This is a genomic window from Streptomyces collinus (assembly GCF_031348265.1).
GTDB lineage: Bacteria > Actinomycetota > Actinomycetes > Streptomycetales > Streptomycetaceae > Streptomyces > Streptomyces collinus.
Genome location: NZ_CP133771.1, coordinates 5,664,868 through 5,680,765, shown reverse-complemented (window position 1 = coordinate 5,680,765; position 15,898 = coordinate 5,664,868). Strand labels below are relative to the sequence as shown.

Sequence of the window (15,898 nt, the reverse complement as noted above, 5' to 3'; positions counted from 1 at the left end):
GGCGTCTGGTACGGATCAGGGCTGGCACTTCGCGCTCCCCCGCTGCGAGATCAGTCGCTCGGTCACCCATACGCCCTTGTCGTTCTTGCGCAGAGTACCGGCGTATACGACGTAGCTGTCCTTCGTCACCGGCGTGACATCCGTCTTTCCGGTCTTCAGGAACCTGTTGAACGCCTTGCTCTGGTCCTCGCAGTACACGAGTGCGGCCGTGCCGTCGTCCTTGATCGTCAGGCTCTCGTTGTAGTAGCGGGTCAGACCAGTCGTGCGTGCTTTGTGGTCGACGAACTCCTGGATGTACTTCTGGCTTTCGGCGGCGGCCGTGCCGTCCGAGTAGAAGCGGTAGCCCTTGTCGAGGGGGTCCTGCTTGGCGATGGCCATGTCCACGGCCCTGATGCGCTGCTCGGCATCATTGAGCACGGCGTCCTTCTGGGCGTCGCCGGTCTTCTTCCATTCGAACTCGTAGGTCACGTCCGACGGCAGGTCGATCTTCGGTCGTCCGGCCGGCGCCGGGTCGGAAGCGGTCGGCGATGCCGAGGCCTCGCTTCCCGTGTCCGCTCCCGCGATCTTGTCGTTGTCCTTGCCCTTGGAGCTGTCGTCGCTCCCGCACGCGGACAGCGTCAGGGCCGCAGCGGCGGTCAGCGTGAGCGCTGCGAGGAGGGTGGGGCGGCGGTTCACGGTCGGCTCCCGGGAGGTGGCGAGGCTTCTCTTGAGCGAACCAAAGCTATACAGCGGGGTCCGGCCGCACCAGGGCGAAGGTTGTCGACTCACGGGTCGTATGGGGAGGAATTGGTGATTCGTCGTCACCTTCGAGCCGTAACGGTTGCATAACGCGTCAATGCCGGGCATCAACGCCCCTGTCTCCGGGGGCGTTTCAGTCAGGAACGAGCAAAGGGCCTGGGTCCGTGGGCCCATGCGCGGGCCTGCCCTCTGCGGATACGGTCGGGCCCGAGAGCCAGCATGGGCAGTCGGAGGGGGTCCGGGTGGGGCGGCGTTGGCGCGACGGGCATGGGGAGTTGGTCGTGCACGGGGGTGGCGGCGAGCCACCCGTCGGGGTGCCGCTGGAGATCGCCACCTCCTATCGGGCCCGTACGAAGGGGCTGTTGGGGCGGGACTCCGTCGACGGGGCGATCCTGCTCTCCCCCGCCAACAGCGTGCACACCTTCCGTATGCGGATGCCGATCGATGTCGCCTATCTCGATCGCGGCCTTCGCGTCATCGCCGTGCGCACGATGCGGCCGGGGCGGCTGGGGATGCCTCGGGTGCGGGCCCGGCACGTGCTGGAGGCCGAGGCCGGGGCGATGAGTGAGTGGGGGATTCGGAAAGGGGCTCGGGTGGAGGTCGTCGTGCCGGTGTAGGGAACTCAGGGGATCGTTCCGGGGGCTCCACGCTTCTACGGCGGGTCGCTCACCCGCATGCGGATCGCTGTCCGGTCGGCCGCGTCAGGTTCCTTCGCTTTCCAGGTCGTGGAGCATGTGCTGTGCGGCTTCCGCGTCCTCCCAGCTTGCCGGCCCGCCCGGCTTCACCGACAGGCGCTCCCATGCCGCCCTGGCCGCCGGGCTCCCCATCGCGCACCTGGCGCCCCGTCGTACGCCTTCTGCGGTCAGTAACGGGTGTAGGACGTCATTGCGCCCACTCCTGCGCGGCATTCCTCGTCGTGGCCGGCAGGCTCGGGTCGAAGGCCAGTCGCGCCAGGGCTTCACGGCTGCCCGGCACGTCATCCGTGCGGTGGAGGAACCAGATGGCCTCCTGTACCGCGCTGCCACGCCGGGCGCACCGCTCGGCGAGTTCCGCAGCCCAGAGGGCGGTTGCCGCCAGCGCAGCCGGTTCCTTGTCGCCTGCCGCCTCTCCGCCTTGCGGGAGGTCAGCGAGCCAGCGGAAAACGGCGGCGGTGACCCGGTCCGCGATCCTCTTGCACCAGACCTTGGCGAAGCACGCGGCGTCGATGCCTTGGAATTCGAACCCCAATGACTGGCACTCGCGCCACGCCTCGTTCATTCGCTCGCGAGTGACCAGCCGTGGGTACGGCATCAGGGCGCGCACCACCTCAGCGATGGCACTGCAGTCCGCCGAAGCGTCACCGCACATCTGGGCGTCATCCGGCAACCGCTCGACAGTCAGACACGCCTCCAGTGCTGAACGCGCCTGGGCGAGGCTCTGGGAATCCGGCGCGGTCGCGCCCCAGCCGAAGTCGTTCTGCCAGGAATACGGAAGGCCTTGCAGCCCTTCGGGCAGCAGCGGCTCCTCATCGCGGGTGGCCTCCCGAGCACGAACGTCGTACACCGAACGGCGCAGCCCGAGAAGCCGGGAACGCACGTACGGGCGGAAGTCCCGGACCTCGTCGTCGTTCACGAGCTCCCTCAATGCCTGTTCGCCGCGCGGACGACCGAGCGAGACGAGCAAGCGCACCGCCGCCTCGACCGCCACGCCGACCCGCACGAACGCGGCCGCAAGCAGCGCAACGTCCTCGGCCTCCCCGCCGTTCGGCGATCCGGCGGTGGTCGCACGCTCGATGAAAGTGAAGGCGTCGTACGCCAGCGCCTGCCGCACCGAGGCGGCCCACTCCGCCGCCACCCTGTCGACCCACTGTTCAGTCGGTGGCTCAGGCACCGTGGGGATCCCCATGTCAGCCCAGGCTCCGACCACCTGCACCACCCGCTCCCGAGTGACCTGGGACGTGGTCGGCATGATTCGGGTCAACCAGGCGTCTGCCTCGTCCAGGACGTGGTCATCACGGTCGTCGTAGAAGTCCCGTAGTTCCTCGTCCCAGTCGTGCACACTCTGCCGCCGGTCGGGCAGGCACGCGCGCAGCACGTGCCGAGCCTGCTCAAGTCTTTCCTCCGTGGGGGCAAGTGCCTCCAGAGCTTGAGACCTGCGGTATGTCAGATCGTGCCAAGGCGGTGGCAGCTCGCGCATGGCGGCGGGCAGCAGGTAGGTGTCCACAAGTCGCTCTCCGTCCGTGCCCCGGCGGCTTCCCGAGACGCTGGCGTCATGAGACGCCCAGGTAATCCATCGCTTCCTTCGGATCCTTCATCCTGGACCAATCCATCGTCCCAGCCTGCTTCCGGGCCTGGATCTCTGCCTCCATCCGCTTGAGCTGACTCGGGGAGATGTCCGTACCCGCGATCCGTACAGGCACCCCGTTTTTCGCCATTGTTCCAGCCGGTGTCCCTTCAGGCTTGTACTTGACGCCGTCCCGCTTTCCGCTCTTGTAGCCGCTGAAGATATTGGTCCATTTCTCAGTGGTCTCGATCTCGACTCGAGTAGCCCTGCCCGGGCTGCCCTTCCCCTCCCATTCGGCCAGATCCTCGACCTGTCGTTCGAAGTCAGCCTTGATGGTGGCATTGCCCGTGTTCTTGACCTCCACGGCGTGGACCTGGCCGTCCTTGCCTCGATAGAGCACGTCGGCGTCGTTGATCTCGGAGATGTTCACCGTTTCGCCGTTGCCGAGATCGACGTTCTCCTTGCCGAAGTCCTTGCCGACAGCTGTGTGCACAGTCGTGCCAGGTGCTGCCTCACCGTCGGCAGCCCGCTGGACAGCGTTCAGCTCAGCACGTGCCTGGCTGAGTTCGTCGGTGTTCTTGGCGTTCGTGACCTTGCTGGTCAGCGACGAACGTGCCTCCTTGGAGATGCTCTTCGTCCCGGCCAGTTTGGAGATCTCATCCAACGCCCGAGCCGCATCCTCCTTGCCGATCTCCTTCTTGTCCGGGTCCGGGTTGTCCTTTGCCCGCTGAACGAACTCGTCGATCTTCCGCGGTGCGTGTTGGACGCCCTCGTCCTCGAGTGCCTTCCTGGCAGCCTCCTGGCGATCTGCCAACTCGGCCCCGTCTGCGACCGTGTCCGCCTCGTCGGCCTGCTTGCGGGCATCCTGGGCCCCCTCCTTGGCCTCCTCGTCGCAGCCGTCCTGGGCGAGGACGACGTAGGGGGAGCCGGAGGGGCCTGCGGCGAGGATCGCGGTGCCTGTGCCGGAGGAGCCGGTGAGGAGGCCAGGGGCGGTCCCGGGTGGGTTGCCGCCGTACGGGATCCGCCGAGCCGGCGCCGCGATGGTGCAGCCCGACTCGCGTGCCCGCTTCTCGGCCGCGTCCGCCGCCTCGTCGGCGTCCTTCGCCGCCTTCCGAGCGCCCTCGGCATCGCCCGCCTTGGCAGCCCTGCGGGCCTTCTCCGCCGCATCCGTCGCCTTGTCGAGGGATTCACCGACCTCGGCCAGCTTGTCGAACTTGGTGAACTTGGTGATGGTCTTCGGGCTGAAGATGCCGATGACGCCGACTACGGTGTTGCCGATGGAGGCGCCGTAGTTGCCCTTCTCCCAGTTCTCCTTGTCGACGAACGTGTCGGTCGCCAGGTCGGACACGAAGTCCTCGGGCGAGTTGATCCAGCCCCACACGGAGGAGACGTAGTTCCCCTTGTCCCACTCCTCGCCCAGATCGTCGGCCTTGTCGCCCCACCAGTTCGTGGTGTAGCCCGTCAGGCCGTTCCAGGTGTCCTTGATCGAGCCGACCGGGTCGCTGACGACGTCCATGGTGCTGGCCAGGAAGCTCTTGGTCGGGGCCACGAAGAAGCCCCGGACATGGTCCATGAACGTCCTGTCGTGGCGTTCCTGGTCATGTACCTCGTCCCAGAGCGACCTCTCGTCGAACGGCCCCGGAGCGAGGGGAACCGTGTCGTTCGTCCCCGCGCCCTCGTAGGTGATGATCCGAGTCGACCACGCGGGACCACCGCCGCTGCCGTCGCCGCCCGTACCATCGCCGGCACCGGTGTCTCCCTGGCCACCCGCACCCCCCTGAGTGCCCGAGTCGCCTTCGGCACCCGTCTCGCCATCCGCGTCCGGACCACCGTCTGCTGCTCGCGCGCCACCGTCCGCGTTCGCGCCGTTGCCACCATCGGTGCCGGCGGCCGAGTCGTCCTGCCGCGCACGGTCGTTGTCCCCGGCCGCACCCGTCTCCGTACCATCGCCCTGCGGAGCGGAGCAGGCCGTGCCCGTCACCGAGCAGACCGCCGACTGGATGCCGTCGGCGATACGCCCGCCGAGGCCGCCCACCGACAATGCGACGATGATCGCCGCGACCACCGCGATGAGCCCCGCGTACTCCACTGCGGTCTGGCCCTCGTCCCGCCGCCAGCGGATCATTCTCCCCAGGCTGAACGCCCGCCGCTCCTCCCTGTCCTGGGGAGCGCTCTCGAACCACTCGCGCGACCGGGCCCGGCGCAACAGCACGATGACCGCCACCGGCATCGCCGCCTGCGTGATGCCCCGCAGATCACCGTGCAACAGCGTGCCGAACGACAGCCACACGGTCCACGCCTGTACGGCGATCAGTGCGCGGCTCGTCCACACCCCGCCCCGCCACAGGCGCCGGGCCAGGTAGATCCCGGCCACACTGGGCAGCGAGTCGTACGCCAGGATCCCGAAGATCTCCCCGGAGTGGTACGTCACCACCGACAGCACGGTGACCACGTAGAGAACCGTCAGCGCGAACTGCACCCACAGCAGTATCTGCGCCCAGCCCAGTTCCCTCGGCAACGGTGAATGCCGGTCCCAGGACGGGCTGTTCTGTGCACCCCCCATTCCGAGCGGGGGTATCCGGTCACCGGCAGGAGACATGCGCGACCTCAGCTCAGCTCGATATGCGGCCGTTCAAGACGGATACCGAGCCGAGGCTAAGGAACGCCGATCACTCAGGCATGGGCCCGTGGCCCCAAACCCGGGCCCACCTTCGGTGGCTCAACTCTCTGTGCGCGGGAAGGAGACCTCGACCCGGCGGTTCTTCTTGCGTCCCGTTTCCGTGGAGTTGTCGGCGATGGGGTACTGCTCGCCGTAGCCGCGGACCTCGTAGGTGACGTTGGAGTCGGTCAGTTCCTGGTCGAGGACGTTCTGTACGGCGTCCGCGCGCTTGCGGGACAGGACGTCGCCGTGGGCGGAGGAGCCGAGGTTGTCGGTGAAGCCGAAGACGCGGATCTTCGTCGCGTTCTGCGTCTTGATCTCCTCGGCGATCGCGGAGATCCGGGCCTTGGCCTCGGCACCGAGTTTCGCGCTGTCCTTGCCGAAGAGGACCTCGGCCTGGAGGGCGAACTTGACGTCGGCGTTGGTGTCTTCTCGGCGTTCGTCGCCGCTCTGGTCTTCGACGACCTGTTTGATGTCGAGGACCTTGGGTTCGGCGAGGGTGCCGCCCTCGGGCAGCTTGAGGTCGGGGTCGTTCACGTCGACCTCGACGGGGGCGGAGGCGGAGGCCTCGGTGCCAGGCGGGACGCCGGGGGTTTCGTCTGCGTGGGCCGACACGGCGCCGTAGATGTTCGTGGCGACCATGAGGCCGGCGGCGGTGAGGACGAGGGCGAGGCGTGGAGTCGCCGTTCGGGTTCGGGTGCGGGTCGTCATGGCCGGCCTCACCCGGAGATCTTGATGGTGCCGCTGGAGAACGTCGGGACCTGGAGGGTGACGTCGGTGGCGCTCGCGGGCGGGGAGGGGAACTGGATGAAGACAGGGATGGTCTGACCGGATTCGATCGTGGTGAGACCGGTGGTGGTCAGCGGTCGTCCATCGGTGTCGCGCAGCACGTAATAGCGCTTCTTCCCCTTCGAGTCCACAAGCGTCGCGCCGCCGAGCGACGTGCCGTGCTTGAGGATCTCCGTTTCATCACCGCGCAGCGCGGCCGGGAGCACCAGTGATCCCGATCCGTCATTCTTGAACTGGCCGTTCACGGTGAGGAATCCGCCCGCGTCCCGCTGCGCTGACGTGATCTGCAGGAGCAGGCCGTCCTTGCCCTTGAGTTCGGCCAGCGGCGCCTCCGACTTCCCCTCCTGAGCACTCGGCGCAGAGCCACGGTCCTTGGAAGCGGAGGCTGAGGTGTCAGGCTTCTTGTCGTCGCCGCCACCTCCACCGCCACAGCCGGCCGTACCCAGGGCCAGCCCGGCCGCCAGGGTCAGCGCGACCGTCCTCCTGCGGGCCCTCTCAGTGATCCGCATGCTCATCTCTCCGCTTCCTTCATCACTCGTCGTTCGCTTCTCAGCCGGCCAGGTGGACGTCGAAAAGATCCTCAGGTTCCGGGAGCTCGGCGAGATCGTCCGGTTTCAGGTCCCAGTTCTTGCCGTCGCAGGTGAGGCGAGGGAGCGCGTCGTCCCCCGCATCCTCGGCAAGGGGCTTGAACTCGCAGAGGGGCTCGATGACGGCCGTGGCACTGGCCCGGGACCGCTTCTGCGCCGTGGCGGGGACGATGGACTCCCCCATGGGCTTCCGGGTCTGCACCGCGACCTCGTAACCCAGGGGCAATCCGGTGCCCGCGCACCCTTGGACATCGGCATCGTTCTGGCTGGCGAGCTGGTGCGCGCGCGAGCACGGGTCGTTGACCAGCGGTACGGCGCCGTCGAAGATGTCCTGCCACTTGGCGGGGTCGAGAACGGCCTCGACCCATTTGCCCGCAAGCTGATCCCGGGCGTCCTGGGCAGCCGCGAGCGCCGCGGCGTCGGCTGCCGTCTGGGCACCGCCCCTGTTCACTGTGGCCTGGCCGACCGCAAAGTAGGCGAGCGCAAGGAAGAGCAGGCCCCCCACCACCGTGATGTAGATGGGAAAGGCCTGCCCTGCGTCGCCGTACTTGCGAGATCGCGTCAATTCCCGACCCGGTTGACCAGATTCGTGATCTTGTCGAGGATCGTATTGCCGATGCTGGTACCCGTAATCGCCAGCACAATCGCCACCACCACCGCGATGATGCCCAGGTACTCGACCGCCGTCTGCCCCTTGTCGCCCGCGCGGCGGCGCATCGCCTCGGCCGTCGTGTTCTTCCAGCCGTTCACGCGGACCTTGGTTGCGACGGCGGTCTTCAGCATCAGGTCGCTCATGGTGTTCCCCTCCGATTGCGGCTGTGTCGCTTTCGACACGAGGAACGTACGGCGGAACGCCCTGTCCGTCAGAGGGCCCCTGGGCCCAATTCCGGGCCCAATCGCCGGGGCCCAGCCGTCGGTTGTCCCCCCATCGCGTCACCGGAGGTCACCCCCGTCCCCGGTGTGAGTCCGGTGCCGTGCCGATCCACTTCGCGGCGGCCTCGGAACGACTGGTGCTGTGGAGCTTGGCGAAGATGCGGTTGATGTGGTTCTTGACGGTCTTCTCGCTGATGAAGCACGTGGCGGCGATCTGCTGGTTGTTCATGCCGGATGCGATGAGGTCCATGATCTCCGCCTCCCTCGTGCTCAGTTGGAACCGTGCCCTGTCGGGAGCGGCCGGACGGCCACTCGTCCACTCAGACGAAGACTGTCCCACATGCGGTTGCACTTGCGAAAGGTTTTCTGAAGAAGCGGGTGGGGCCACACCCTCGGGGAGCCTCAAATGTGCTGGTGGACCGGCTGTTTGAGTGTGCATATACGATTGCCCGGAAGTAGAGATTCCGTATGCAGTCGCACTCGGCGACTGACCCAGACCCTCCGGAAGGGGCGGAGCCGGTGCCCGGTCCCGGCGGAGTTGGGCCAGCAGGGCGCCCGCCGCCGTGGGGGTGAAGTGGGCCCGGCCCTCCTTGATGTCCCGTACGGCATCGACCAGCTGGTCGGCCGTGAACTCACCGTGGACCAAGTAGCCGCCGGCCCCTCGCCGGAGGGCCTCCTGGACGATCTCCGACTCCCTGCTGTACGTCAGCATCACCACGGGAGCGATCTGCACCAGGTACGGCAGCGCCGAGATGCCGTCGACGCCCGGCATGCGGACGTCGAGCAGGACGACGTCCGGGCGGTGCTGGTGGGCGGCCTCGTAGGCCTGGCGGCCGTCGGCGGCCTCCGCCACGACCTCGATGTCCGGGCGGCCGGAGAGCAGGGCGGTGAGCCCGGCGCGGACCACGGGGTTGTCGTCCGCCACCACGACCCGGAGGCGGTGGGCCGGCTGGGCCGGCGGCGGGAGCGGAAGGTTGGCGAACGGATGGTGCGGGGGCGGCTGCGGGGCGCCGGTGGGGTGGGGCGTCTGGTCCGGCATCGGGGGCCTCCTCTCGGGTCGTGGGGTCATGCGGTGGGGGTGGTCAGGGCGGCCAGGGGGAGTTCCAGGCGAACCTCCGTGCCCTGGGAGTGACCGCCGCGGCCTATGCGGATGCGGGCGCCGACGGAGGCCGCGCGTTCGACCATGCCCACCAGGCCGAAGTGGCCCGCGCGGCGCAGTTGTTCGAGGCTGGTGCCGGGAGGCAGACCGCGGCCGTCGTCGTAGACGCTGATGCGGAGCAGGTCGCCGTGGACCCCCGCACTGACGTCGACGCGGGTGGGGTGGGCGTGGCGGTGGGCGTTCTCCATGGCTTCCGAGGCGATCGTGAGGAGTTGGCGGGCCACGGCCGGTGGGACGGGGGGAACGGCGTGGGCGCCGGTGGGGCGGTAGACCGCCGTCAGGCCGGTGCGGGCGCTGAAGTCGCGGGTCCGGGCAGCGAGTTCGACGAGAACGTCCGTGGCTTGGGACGGGTCCGATTCGCGCCGCAGGTCGGCCAGGAGCTCGCGGGATTCGGCGGCGGCCCGGCGGGCCGAACGGGCGACCAGTGCCGCCTGCTGTCGCACCAGGGCCGGGTCCATGCGGTCGGCGTTCGCCGAAGTGGTCAGGCCGTCCGCGGCCAGGGCCACGCCGTGCAGGGTCTTGGCGACGGAGTCGTGCATCTCGCGGGCCAGTCGGGCGCGTTCGGCGCTGACCGCCTCCGTCACGGCGAGACGGGCCTGGACGGTGGTGAGGGCCTGGGTGGCCGCGCCGAAGCGGAGCATGAGGTTGCGCAGGCTGGAGCCGACGGCTCCGGCGATGACGCAGAGGCCGGGCAGGAGGGCTGACTCGGCGATGCCGGGGGCCGGGTCCTCCTGCGCCGCGTGGATGAGGAGCAGCAGGAGCGCTTGGAGTGAGGCGAAGACAGCCGCCCCGCGCCAGCCGTAGACCAGGCCCGCCAGGAGGGGGGTGCAGACGCTGACGTAGGCGAGGGTGCTGTCGGGGCCCGCCGCGATGAGGAGCAGGGCGCCGAAGAGGGTGTCCGCGGCGAGGAGGGAGGGGTGGCGCAGGAGGAGTGGGCCGAAGCGTTCCCAGTCCCTGAAGAGGACGTAGGAGGTCATGAACGTGACGACCACGGCCGCGCAGACGAGGCGGGTGGGCATGCCGTCGTTGGCGTTGACGAGGGCGGTGGGGGTGGCCAGGGCGATCATCGCAAGGCGGAAGCCGAACACTTGTCGGCACATGGCCTGGAGGGCGTTGACCTGGATGTCGATCGCGGGGCCGGAGGAACGGGTGGTGTCCCCGCCATCTGCCGGGATCGGGTGTCCGGCCGCACCGACGGCGCGTTCGGGTGACCCCGGTGGGGGTGCAGCACCATCGGCGGCCGACTGACCGTTCGCTTCTCGTTCCGGACCGCGCGTCACCTCCCCCGCAGATCCGCCGCCCGCGGCCACCGGCATCGGACCCTGCGCAGGGGAATCCACCGTCGCCCCCGGAGGCGCCGCCTTCCGCCGCCCGCCCCCCTTGATCCGCAGCGTCGGCTCACCGCCGACCGTGGCTCCGGCCGCCTCCCACCCCGGAGGCAGCGCGGGCGTCACGGACGTCACCGGTACGTCCGGCGCGCCCGTGCGGACGTGCGCCGGCAGCACCGTCCCCGCGGGAGGTGTCGTGATCTCCGGTGTCCGCTCGGCGCGGCGGCGGCGACGCCCCAGCAGCCCGGTCCGCTCCCCGTTCCGTTCCCCTGTCATCGACATGACGTCGCCCCCCTCCCCTACTTGCCCGTCACCGAGCCGAAGTCCGTGCCCGAGCCGAGGATCAGGCCGGCGCCGAGCAGCAGCATGGTGGCCGGGACCATGAAGGTCGTGATCATCATCGTGGCCTTGGGGACCGCCCGGGCCGCCTTGCGGCGAGCGTTCTGCGCGTCGGTGCGGCGCATGTCCTTGGCGAGGGACACCAGCGTGTCGACGATCGGCGCGCCCAGTTCCTCGCCCTGCTGCAGCGCCGTGACGAACATCGCCACCTGCTCGGAGTCGTTGCGGCGGCGCAGTTCCGCGAAGGCCTGGCGGCGGCTCATGCCGAGGTCCATCTGGCGCAGGGTGATGCGCAGTTCGTCTGCCCAGGGGCCCTCGTAGCGGGAGGCGACCCGGTCCAGCGCCTGGCGGAAGCCGAGGCCGGCGCTCACCACGACCGCCAGGACGTCCAGGAAGTCCGGCAGGGTCCGTTCGATGACGTCCTTGCGGATGCGGATCGCCGACCAGATGCCGACCTCCGTCCAGAACGCGCCGAAGGCCAGCAGGAGCAGGGCGACCAGCAGCTGGCCGCGCATGAGGAAGACCAGGAAGCCGACGGCTCCCAGGACGCCGTAGACCGCGCGCCGCGCCGCGTACCGGTCGATCGTCAGGCCGCCGGGGTTGCCCGCGAGGTCGATCTTGCGGCGGTACTTGGCCACCTGCTTCGGGCCCATGAGCCGCAGCACCGCGGGCGCGTAGCGCATGCCCAGGCGGTCGATGAGCGAGTCGACCGCGCCGGTGCGGGTGGAGCCGACCTCCAGGGCCAGGGCGAGGTCGCCGGGCAGTTTGGCCTCCGCCCGGTACATGCGGATGCCGGCGAAGACGCCCCAGACGCTGAGGCCCGTCAGCAGGGCGAGGAGCAGTCCCATGGTTGCCTCCGGGCTCTCAGACGTCGATGCGGGACAGGCGGCGGATGAGGACGAAGCCGACGGCGTAGAGCGAGAAGGCGATGATGACCGCCCCCTGGCCGAAGGGGGAGCCGGTCATGCGGTCCAGGGCGCCGTCCTTGACCCCGTCCATGAGGAACAGGGAGCCGACGCCCAGGACCGGCACGGCGTAGGACGTCATGCTGACCTGGGAGAGCTGGGTGCGGACCTCGCGCCGGGTCTCCTTGCGTTCCTCCAGGGTCTCCGTGAGGTTGCGCAGGGCGCTCACCACCTGGCCGCCCGCCCGGTTCGACAACACCAGAGTGGTGACCAGGACGACCAGTTCGCGGGAGGGGAGGCGGTCGGCCAGTTCGCCCAGCGCGTCGTCCATCGAGGCGCCGACCGCCAACTGGTTGGAGACCTTGCCGAGTTCCTCGCCCGCCGGGGCCTCCATCTCCTCCGCGGCCATGCCGATGGCCGTGCGCAGGGCGAGGCCGGCCTGGGTGGCGTTCGCCAGGATCCGGGCCATCTCGGGGAGCTGGTTGATGAACTTCTCAATGCGCTTCTGCCGCTGCCAGTTGAGGAACTGGACCGCCACCCCGATGCCCAGCAACCCCGCCAGAGGCCCGAAGAACGGGGCCAGGGCCGCCTGGCCGATGAGCCACAGGCCCGCGACCGTGGCGAGCATGTAGACGAAGAACTCCCCCGGCGTGATGTCCAGGCCCGTCGCCGCCAGGCGCAGTTCCAGCTTCTTGCCGAGCTTGGTGCGCCGCAGTCGGCGGTCGATCCCGCGGAAGTTGCGGCGCCGGCCTCCCGCCGGGATCTGGCCGGTGGCGGACAGGCGGTCGACCAGGGCCTGCCGCTGTGCCTTGCCCATGGCGTAGGAGTGCAGGCCGACGACCGCGAGGACGCAGGTCAGCAGGGTGATGCCGGTGGTGAGCGTGATGAGCTGTTGCAGTTCCATCGGTCGGTCCTACCTGGCTTCTCGGGTGGCTAGCTGGTCCGCGGACCGGGCGATGCCGAATGCCTGCGGGAGGGGCTGGCTCGCCATGTAGAGGCGGTCGGCGGTGCGGCGCGGGAGGGGGTAGTACTCGAAGGCCCCGTGGATACGGCCGTCGGAGGTCATGGGCTGTGCGTTGAAGCGGGCGACGCTGACCAGCCGGTACGGGTCGCTGCCGTGGCTGTCCATCAGGGCGATCTCGGTGATGCGGCGGGCGCCGTCGGCGAACCTGGTCAGCTGCACGATGACGTCGACCGCGCTGTTGATCTGGTCGTGCAGCGCCACGAAGGGGATCTCCACGTCCGACATGGACGCGAGGGTCTGCAGCCGCATCAGCGCGTCCTCGGCGCTGTTGGCGTGGACGGTGGCGAGGGAGCCGTCGTGGCCGGTCGACATCGCCTGGAGCATGTCGAGGGACTCGCCGCCGCGGACCTCACCGACGACGATCCGGTCGGGGCGCATGCGCAGGGAGTTGCGGACGAGGTCGCGGATCGTGACCTGGCCCTTGCCCTCGACGTTCGGGGGCCGCGACTCCAGGCGGATCACGTGGGGCTGCTGGAGCTGGAGTTCGGCGGAGTCCTCGATGGTGATGATGCGTTCGCCCTGGGGGATGAGGCCCGACAGGGCGTTCAGCAGGGTCGTCTTCCCGGTGCCGGTCGCGCCCGAGACGATGATGTTGAACTTCGCCTGCACCAGGCCCGCCAGCAGGTACAGCATGTGCTCGTCGAGCGAGCCGAGGCCGATCAGCTCCTGGAGCGTGAAGGAGCGCGGGAAGCGGCGGATGGTGAGGGTGGCGCCGGTCAGGGACAGCGGCGGGATGATGACGTTGACGCGCTCGCCGGAGGGCAGGCGGGCGTCGACCATCGGGTTCGACTCGTCCACGCGGCGGTTGACCGTCGAGACGATCCGCTCGATGGTCTGCATCAGCTGGTCGTTGGAGGCGAAGCGCAACGGCAGTTGCTCGACCCGGCCGCCGCGCTCCACGAAGATCGCGTCCGGGCCGTTGACCATGATCTCGGTGATGGAGGCGTCCTCCAGGAGCGGTTCCAGGATGCCGAGGCCGAGCGCCTCGTCGACCACCCTGCGGATCAGCTGCGAGCGCTCCACCGTCGAAAGGACCGGGCCCTCACGGCTGATGATGTGCCCGAGCACGCGTTCCAGCCGGGCCCTGCGCTCGGCGGCGGCCAGCGAACTCATCTCCGCGAGGTCGATCTCCTCCAGGAGCTTGGACCGGTAGGAGGCGACCATGTGGCCGTCCTCGCCCCGGTTGCCGTTCTCCTCGGGGGTGTTGATGCGTGCTCGCAGGCTCATGAGTGCGGTGCTCCTAGCTCGGTGCTCAGTGGTCGAGCGGCATCGTCGCGGTCTTGACGGCCGGGTCGAAGTCCCAGCCCGGCACGAGGGACGGGATCTGCACGGTGGCCGTCACGGTCACCTCGTCCGCGCCGAAGGAGGCGGGGCAGCTCGTCCCGTCGGCCAGCCAACTGCTCACCGCCGCCCGGCAGTCCGCCTCGTACGGCCCCTCCAGTGACGCACTGCGCGCCCCCGTCCTGGCCGCCGTGCCGGCCTGCTGGGCCGTGTAGGCGATCAGGCCCAGCTGTACGGCCGCCAGGGCGACGAGCAGCAGGATCGGCAGGAAGCCGATGTACTCGATGGCGACCTGGCCGCGGTCGCGGTGCTTGCGGGCACGGCTCATCTCAGTCCGCCTCCTCGACCGCGCCGGCGTGGCCCCGGACCGGGAACGGGAAGGACAGCGTGCCCGGGAAGAGGATCGGCACCTCCAGCTTGACGTCGGCCGTCACATAGCCGGAGCCCGCGCAGGTCACCTCGGCACCGGACCGCCACGCGTCCGACAGATGCTTGAGCCCGGCTGCCTCGCACGCGCCCTGCCGCGCCCCGGGCTCCGCCGCCGTCGCCTGCCGTACCGCCTCGTCCGCGGCGTTGCCGGCGAGCGTGAAGGTGTAGCCGACGAGGACGACCTGCCACAGCGCGATCAGCGTCACGATGATGGTCGGGGTCATGCCGAGGAACTCGATGGTGACCTGGCCCCGGTCCCGTAAGGCCGGCGGTGCGAGAGCGGAGCGCATGCTCATGACTCCCTCCTGCGCCGGAAGCTCACCGGCCCGCGGCCCGCCTTGTGGCCGCCGTCCGCCGCCTTGACCAGGCCCACCTCCCCCGCCAGTCCCCACAGGGCCTGCTTGACCGAGCTCTTGTTCTCCAGTTCGTGGATGCGGCCCGCGTCCACGACGCTCTGCAGTTCCTTGAAGTTGGCGGGGACGACGGTGGCCGCGACGGCCGTGCCGGTGATCTTCTGGATCAGGGGCGGCTGGATCTCCGTGGCGCGGCTGTGCCGGTTGACGACGACGGTCGTCTCCTCGGCCTTGCGGATCTGCAGCCGGTCCCACATCCGCACGGCCCGTTTGGCGCCCCGTACGGCGACCACGTCCGGCGTGGTGATCAGCAGGGCCCGGTCGGCCATCTCCACGGCCGCCGCCCCGGCTCCGCCGAGCTGGGCCCCGCAGTCGATGACGACGACCTCGTAGCGGGAGCGCAGGGCGCTGACGATCTGCCGGGCGGCGCGGTCGGTGACGTCCTCGCCGCGTTCCCCTTCGGCGGGGGCGAGCAGCAGGGCGAGCCCGGTGTCGTGCCGGAAGACCGCGTCGGCCAGGACGCGCGGGGAGATGTCGGTGATGGCGGCCAGGTCGACGACCGAGCGGCGGAACTGGACGTCCAGGTAGGAGGCGATGTCGCCGGTCTGGAGGTCCATGTCGACGAGGGCGGTGCTGCGGCCGGAGGCCTGGGCGGCCAGGGCGAGCTGGATGGCGGTCAGGGTGGTGCCGACGCCGCCCTTGGCGCCGCTGACCGTGACGACGGTGCCGCCGACGCCGGTGAACACGTCACCGCCGGCGCCCAGGTGCCGTCGTACGCCGACGGACCACTGGGCGACCGCCTGGACGCGGCTGGCGAGTTCCTCGTAGCTGAGCGGCAGGGCGACCAGGCCGCGGGCGCCGTAGTCCATGGCGGCCTGGAAGAGGCCGGGGCTCGCGTCGGAGGTGACGAGGATGACGCCGACGGCCGGAAAGCGCAGGGCCACTTCGCGGATCAGTTCCAGCGCGGGGACGGGGCCGATCCGCTCGTGGACGATCACGACCTCCGGCAGCTCGTCGACCGACTCGGCGGCCAGCCGCGCGAGGGTGTCGATGAGCTGGGTGGAGTCGACCACGGGGGCGACGGGCTCGGCGTCCGGGAGCTGGCTGAGCAGCGTCGTGACGGACCGGACCGCGTCCGCGTCACCGACTGCCGGGAGGATCCTCGTGGGCAT

General features: G+C 69.6%; 16 protein-coding genes. 1 reads left to right on the top strand and 15 read right to left on the bottom strand.

Annotation, left to right across the window (positions count from 1 at the left end):
• Window positions 1-15 precede the first annotated feature (15 nt).
• Window positions 16-675 (bottom strand): hypothetical protein, encoded by a 660-nt coding sequence (locus RFN52_RS25970; RefSeq protein WP_184849480.1) that lies wholly within the window; start codon window positions 673-675, stop codon window positions 16-18.
• A gap of 305 nt (window positions 676-980) precedes the next feature.
• On the opposite strand from RFN52_RS25970, the gene RFN52_RS25965 reads away from it, so the two are divergent.
• Window positions 981-1,355, top strand: a complete 375-nt coding sequence (locus RFN52_RS25965; RefSeq protein WP_184849478.1) for a DUF192 domain-containing protein — start codon at window positions 981-983, stop codon at window positions 1,353-1,355.
• A gap of 265 nt (window positions 1,356-1,620) precedes the next feature.
• On the opposite strand, the gene RFN52_RS25960 is transcribed toward RFN52_RS25965, so the two are convergent.
• The 14 genes from RFN52_RS25960 to RFN52_RS25895 all read right to left on the bottom strand — a co-directional run bounded on the left by RFN52_RS25960 (window position 1,621) and on the right by RFN52_RS25895 (window position 15,898).
• The gene (locus RFN52_RS25960; protein WP_184849477.1) at window positions 1,621-2,940 is read right to left on the bottom strand and encodes a hypothetical protein; all 1,320 of its coding nucleotides are present in this window, start codon (window positions 2,938-2,940) and stop codon (window positions 1,621-1,623) included.
• A gap of 46 nt (window positions 2,941-2,986) precedes the next feature.
• Complete coding sequence (locus tag RFN52_RS25955; protein WP_184849475.1) at window positions 2,987-5,563, bottom strand: hypothetical protein; 2,577 nt, start codon at window positions 5,561-5,563, stop codon at window positions 2,987-2,989.
• Between the two features lie 156 nt (window positions 5,564-5,719).
• On the bottom strand, window positions 5,720-6,370 hold the full coding sequence (locus tag RFN52_RS25950) for an OmpA family protein (protein ID WP_184849473.1): 651 nt from the start codon (window positions 6,368-6,370) through the stop codon (window positions 5,720-5,722).
• An 8-nt stretch (window positions 6,371-6,378) separates the two neighbouring features.
• Window positions 6,379-6,963: a hypothetical protein gene (locus tag RFN52_RS25945; protein ID WP_184849472.1), complete on the bottom strand. Its 585-nt coding sequence runs from the start codon at window positions 6,961-6,963 to the stop codon at window positions 6,379-6,381.
• Window positions 6,964-6,997: 34 nt separating this feature from the next.
• Window positions 6,998-7,600 (bottom strand): pilus assembly protein TadG-related protein, encoded by a 603-nt coding sequence (locus tag RFN52_RS25940; protein WP_184849470.1) that lies wholly within the window; start codon window positions 7,598-7,600, stop codon window positions 6,998-7,000.
• Window positions 7,597-7,830, bottom strand: a complete 234-nt coding sequence (locus tag RFN52_RS25935; RefSeq protein WP_184849469.1) for a Flp family type IVb pilin — start codon at window positions 7,828-7,830, stop codon at window positions 7,597-7,599. Before RFN52_RS25935 ends, RFN52_RS25940 begins: the two co-directional genes overlap by 4 nt.
• A 148-nt stretch (window positions 7,831-7,978) precedes the next feature.
• The gene (locus RFN52_RS25930; protein ID WP_184849467.1) at window positions 7,979-8,947 is read right to left on the bottom strand and encodes a response regulator transcription factor; all 969 of its coding nucleotides are present in this window, start codon (window positions 8,945-8,947) and stop codon (window positions 7,979-7,981) included.
• Between the two features lie 26 nt (window positions 8,948-8,973).
• Entirely contained in the window at window positions 8,974-10,677 is a 1,704-nt protein-coding gene (locus RFN52_RS25925; protein WP_311241056.1) for a sensor histidine kinase, read from the bottom strand.
• Between the two features lie 17 nt (window positions 10,678-10,694).
• Window positions 10,695-11,582, bottom strand: coding sequence for a DUF5936 domain-containing protein (locus RFN52_RS25920; RefSeq protein WP_184849465.1), 888 nt, complete (start codon window positions 11,580-11,582; stop codon window positions 10,695-10,697).
• Window positions 11,583-11,598: 16 nt separating this feature from the next.
• The gene (locus RFN52_RS25915; protein WP_184849463.1) at window positions 11,599-12,543 is read right to left on the bottom strand and encodes a type II secretion system F family protein; all 945 of its coding nucleotides are present in this window, start codon (window positions 12,541-12,543) and stop codon (window positions 11,599-11,601) included.
• Between the two features lie 9 nt (window positions 12,544-12,552).
• A complete protein-coding gene (locus RFN52_RS25910; RefSeq protein ID WP_184849461.1) occupies window positions 12,553-13,890 on the bottom strand; it encodes a TadA family conjugal transfer-associated ATPase in 1,338 nt (445 codons plus the stop codon).
• Between the two features lie 25 nt (window positions 13,891-13,915).
• Window positions 13,916-14,272: a TadE/TadG family type IV pilus assembly protein gene (locus tag RFN52_RS25905; RefSeq protein ID WP_184849459.1), complete on the bottom strand. Its 357-nt coding sequence runs from the start codon at window positions 14,270-14,272 to the stop codon at window positions 13,916-13,918.
• Window position 14,273: 1 nt separating this feature from the next.
• Window positions 14,274-14,669 carry a pilus assembly protein gene (locus tag RFN52_RS25900; RefSeq protein WP_184849457.1) on the bottom strand — a complete coding sequence of 132 codons (396 nt, stop codon included), beginning with the start codon at window positions 14,667-14,669 and terminating at the stop codon, window positions 14,274-14,276.
• A complete protein-coding gene (locus RFN52_RS25895) occupies window positions 14,666-15,898 on the bottom strand; it encodes a CpaE/TadZ family protein (RefSeq protein ID WP_184849455.1) in 1,233 nt (410 codons plus the stop codon). Before RFN52_RS25895 ends, RFN52_RS25900 begins: the two co-directional genes overlap by 4 nt.

What these genes read in the sequence shown, in the direction of transcription:
- RFN52_RS25955 (WP_184849475.1), bottom strand. Translation starts at nt 5,563, where the DNA reads ATGGGGGGTGCACAGAACAGCCCGTCCTGGGACCGGCATTCACCGTTG.
- RFN52_RS25950 (WP_184849473.1), bottom strand. Translation starts at nt 6,370, where the DNA reads ATGACGACCCGCACCCGAACCCGAACGGCGACTCCACGCCTCGCCCTC.
- RFN52_RS25945 (WP_184849472.1), bottom strand. Translation starts at nt 6,963, where the DNA reads ATGAGCATGCGGATCACTGAGAGGGCCCGCAGGAGGACGGTCGCGCTG.
- RFN52_RS25935 (WP_184849469.1), bottom strand. Translation starts at nt 7,830, where the DNA reads ATGAGCGACCTGATGCTGAAGACCGCCGTCGCAACCAAGGTCCGCGTG.
- RFN52_RS25930 (WP_184849467.1), bottom strand. Translation starts at nt 8,947, where the DNA reads ATGCCGGACCAGACGCCCCACCCCACCGGCGCCCCGCAGCCGCCCCCG.
- RFN52_RS25925 (WP_311241056.1), bottom strand. Translation starts at nt 10,677, where the DNA reads ATGTCGATGACAGGGGAACGGAACGGGGAGCGGACCGGGCTGCTGGGG.
- RFN52_RS25920 (WP_184849465.1), bottom strand. Translation starts at nt 11,582, where the DNA reads ATGGGACTGCTCCTCGCCCTGCTGACGGGCCTCAGCGTCTGGGGCGTC.
- RFN52_RS25915 (WP_184849463.1), bottom strand. Translation starts at nt 12,543, where the DNA reads ATGGAACTGCAACAGCTCATCACGCTCACCACCGGCATCACCCTGCTG.
- RFN52_RS25910 (WP_184849461.1), bottom strand. Translation starts at nt 13,890, where the DNA reads ATGAGCCTGCGAGCACGCATCAACACCCCCGAGGAGAACGGCAACCGG.
- RFN52_RS25905 (WP_184849459.1), bottom strand. Translation starts at nt 14,272, where the DNA reads ATGAGCCGTGCCCGCAAGCACCGCGACCGCGGCCAGGTCGCCATCGAG.
- RFN52_RS25900 (WP_184849457.1), bottom strand. Translation starts at nt 14,669, where the DNA reads ATGAGCATGCGCTCCGCTCTCGCACCGCCGGCCTTACGGGACCGGGGC.
- RFN52_RS25895 (WP_184849455.1), bottom strand. Translation starts at nt 15,898, where the DNA reads ATGCCCACGAGGATCCTCCCGGCAGTCGGTGACGCGGACGCGGTCCGG.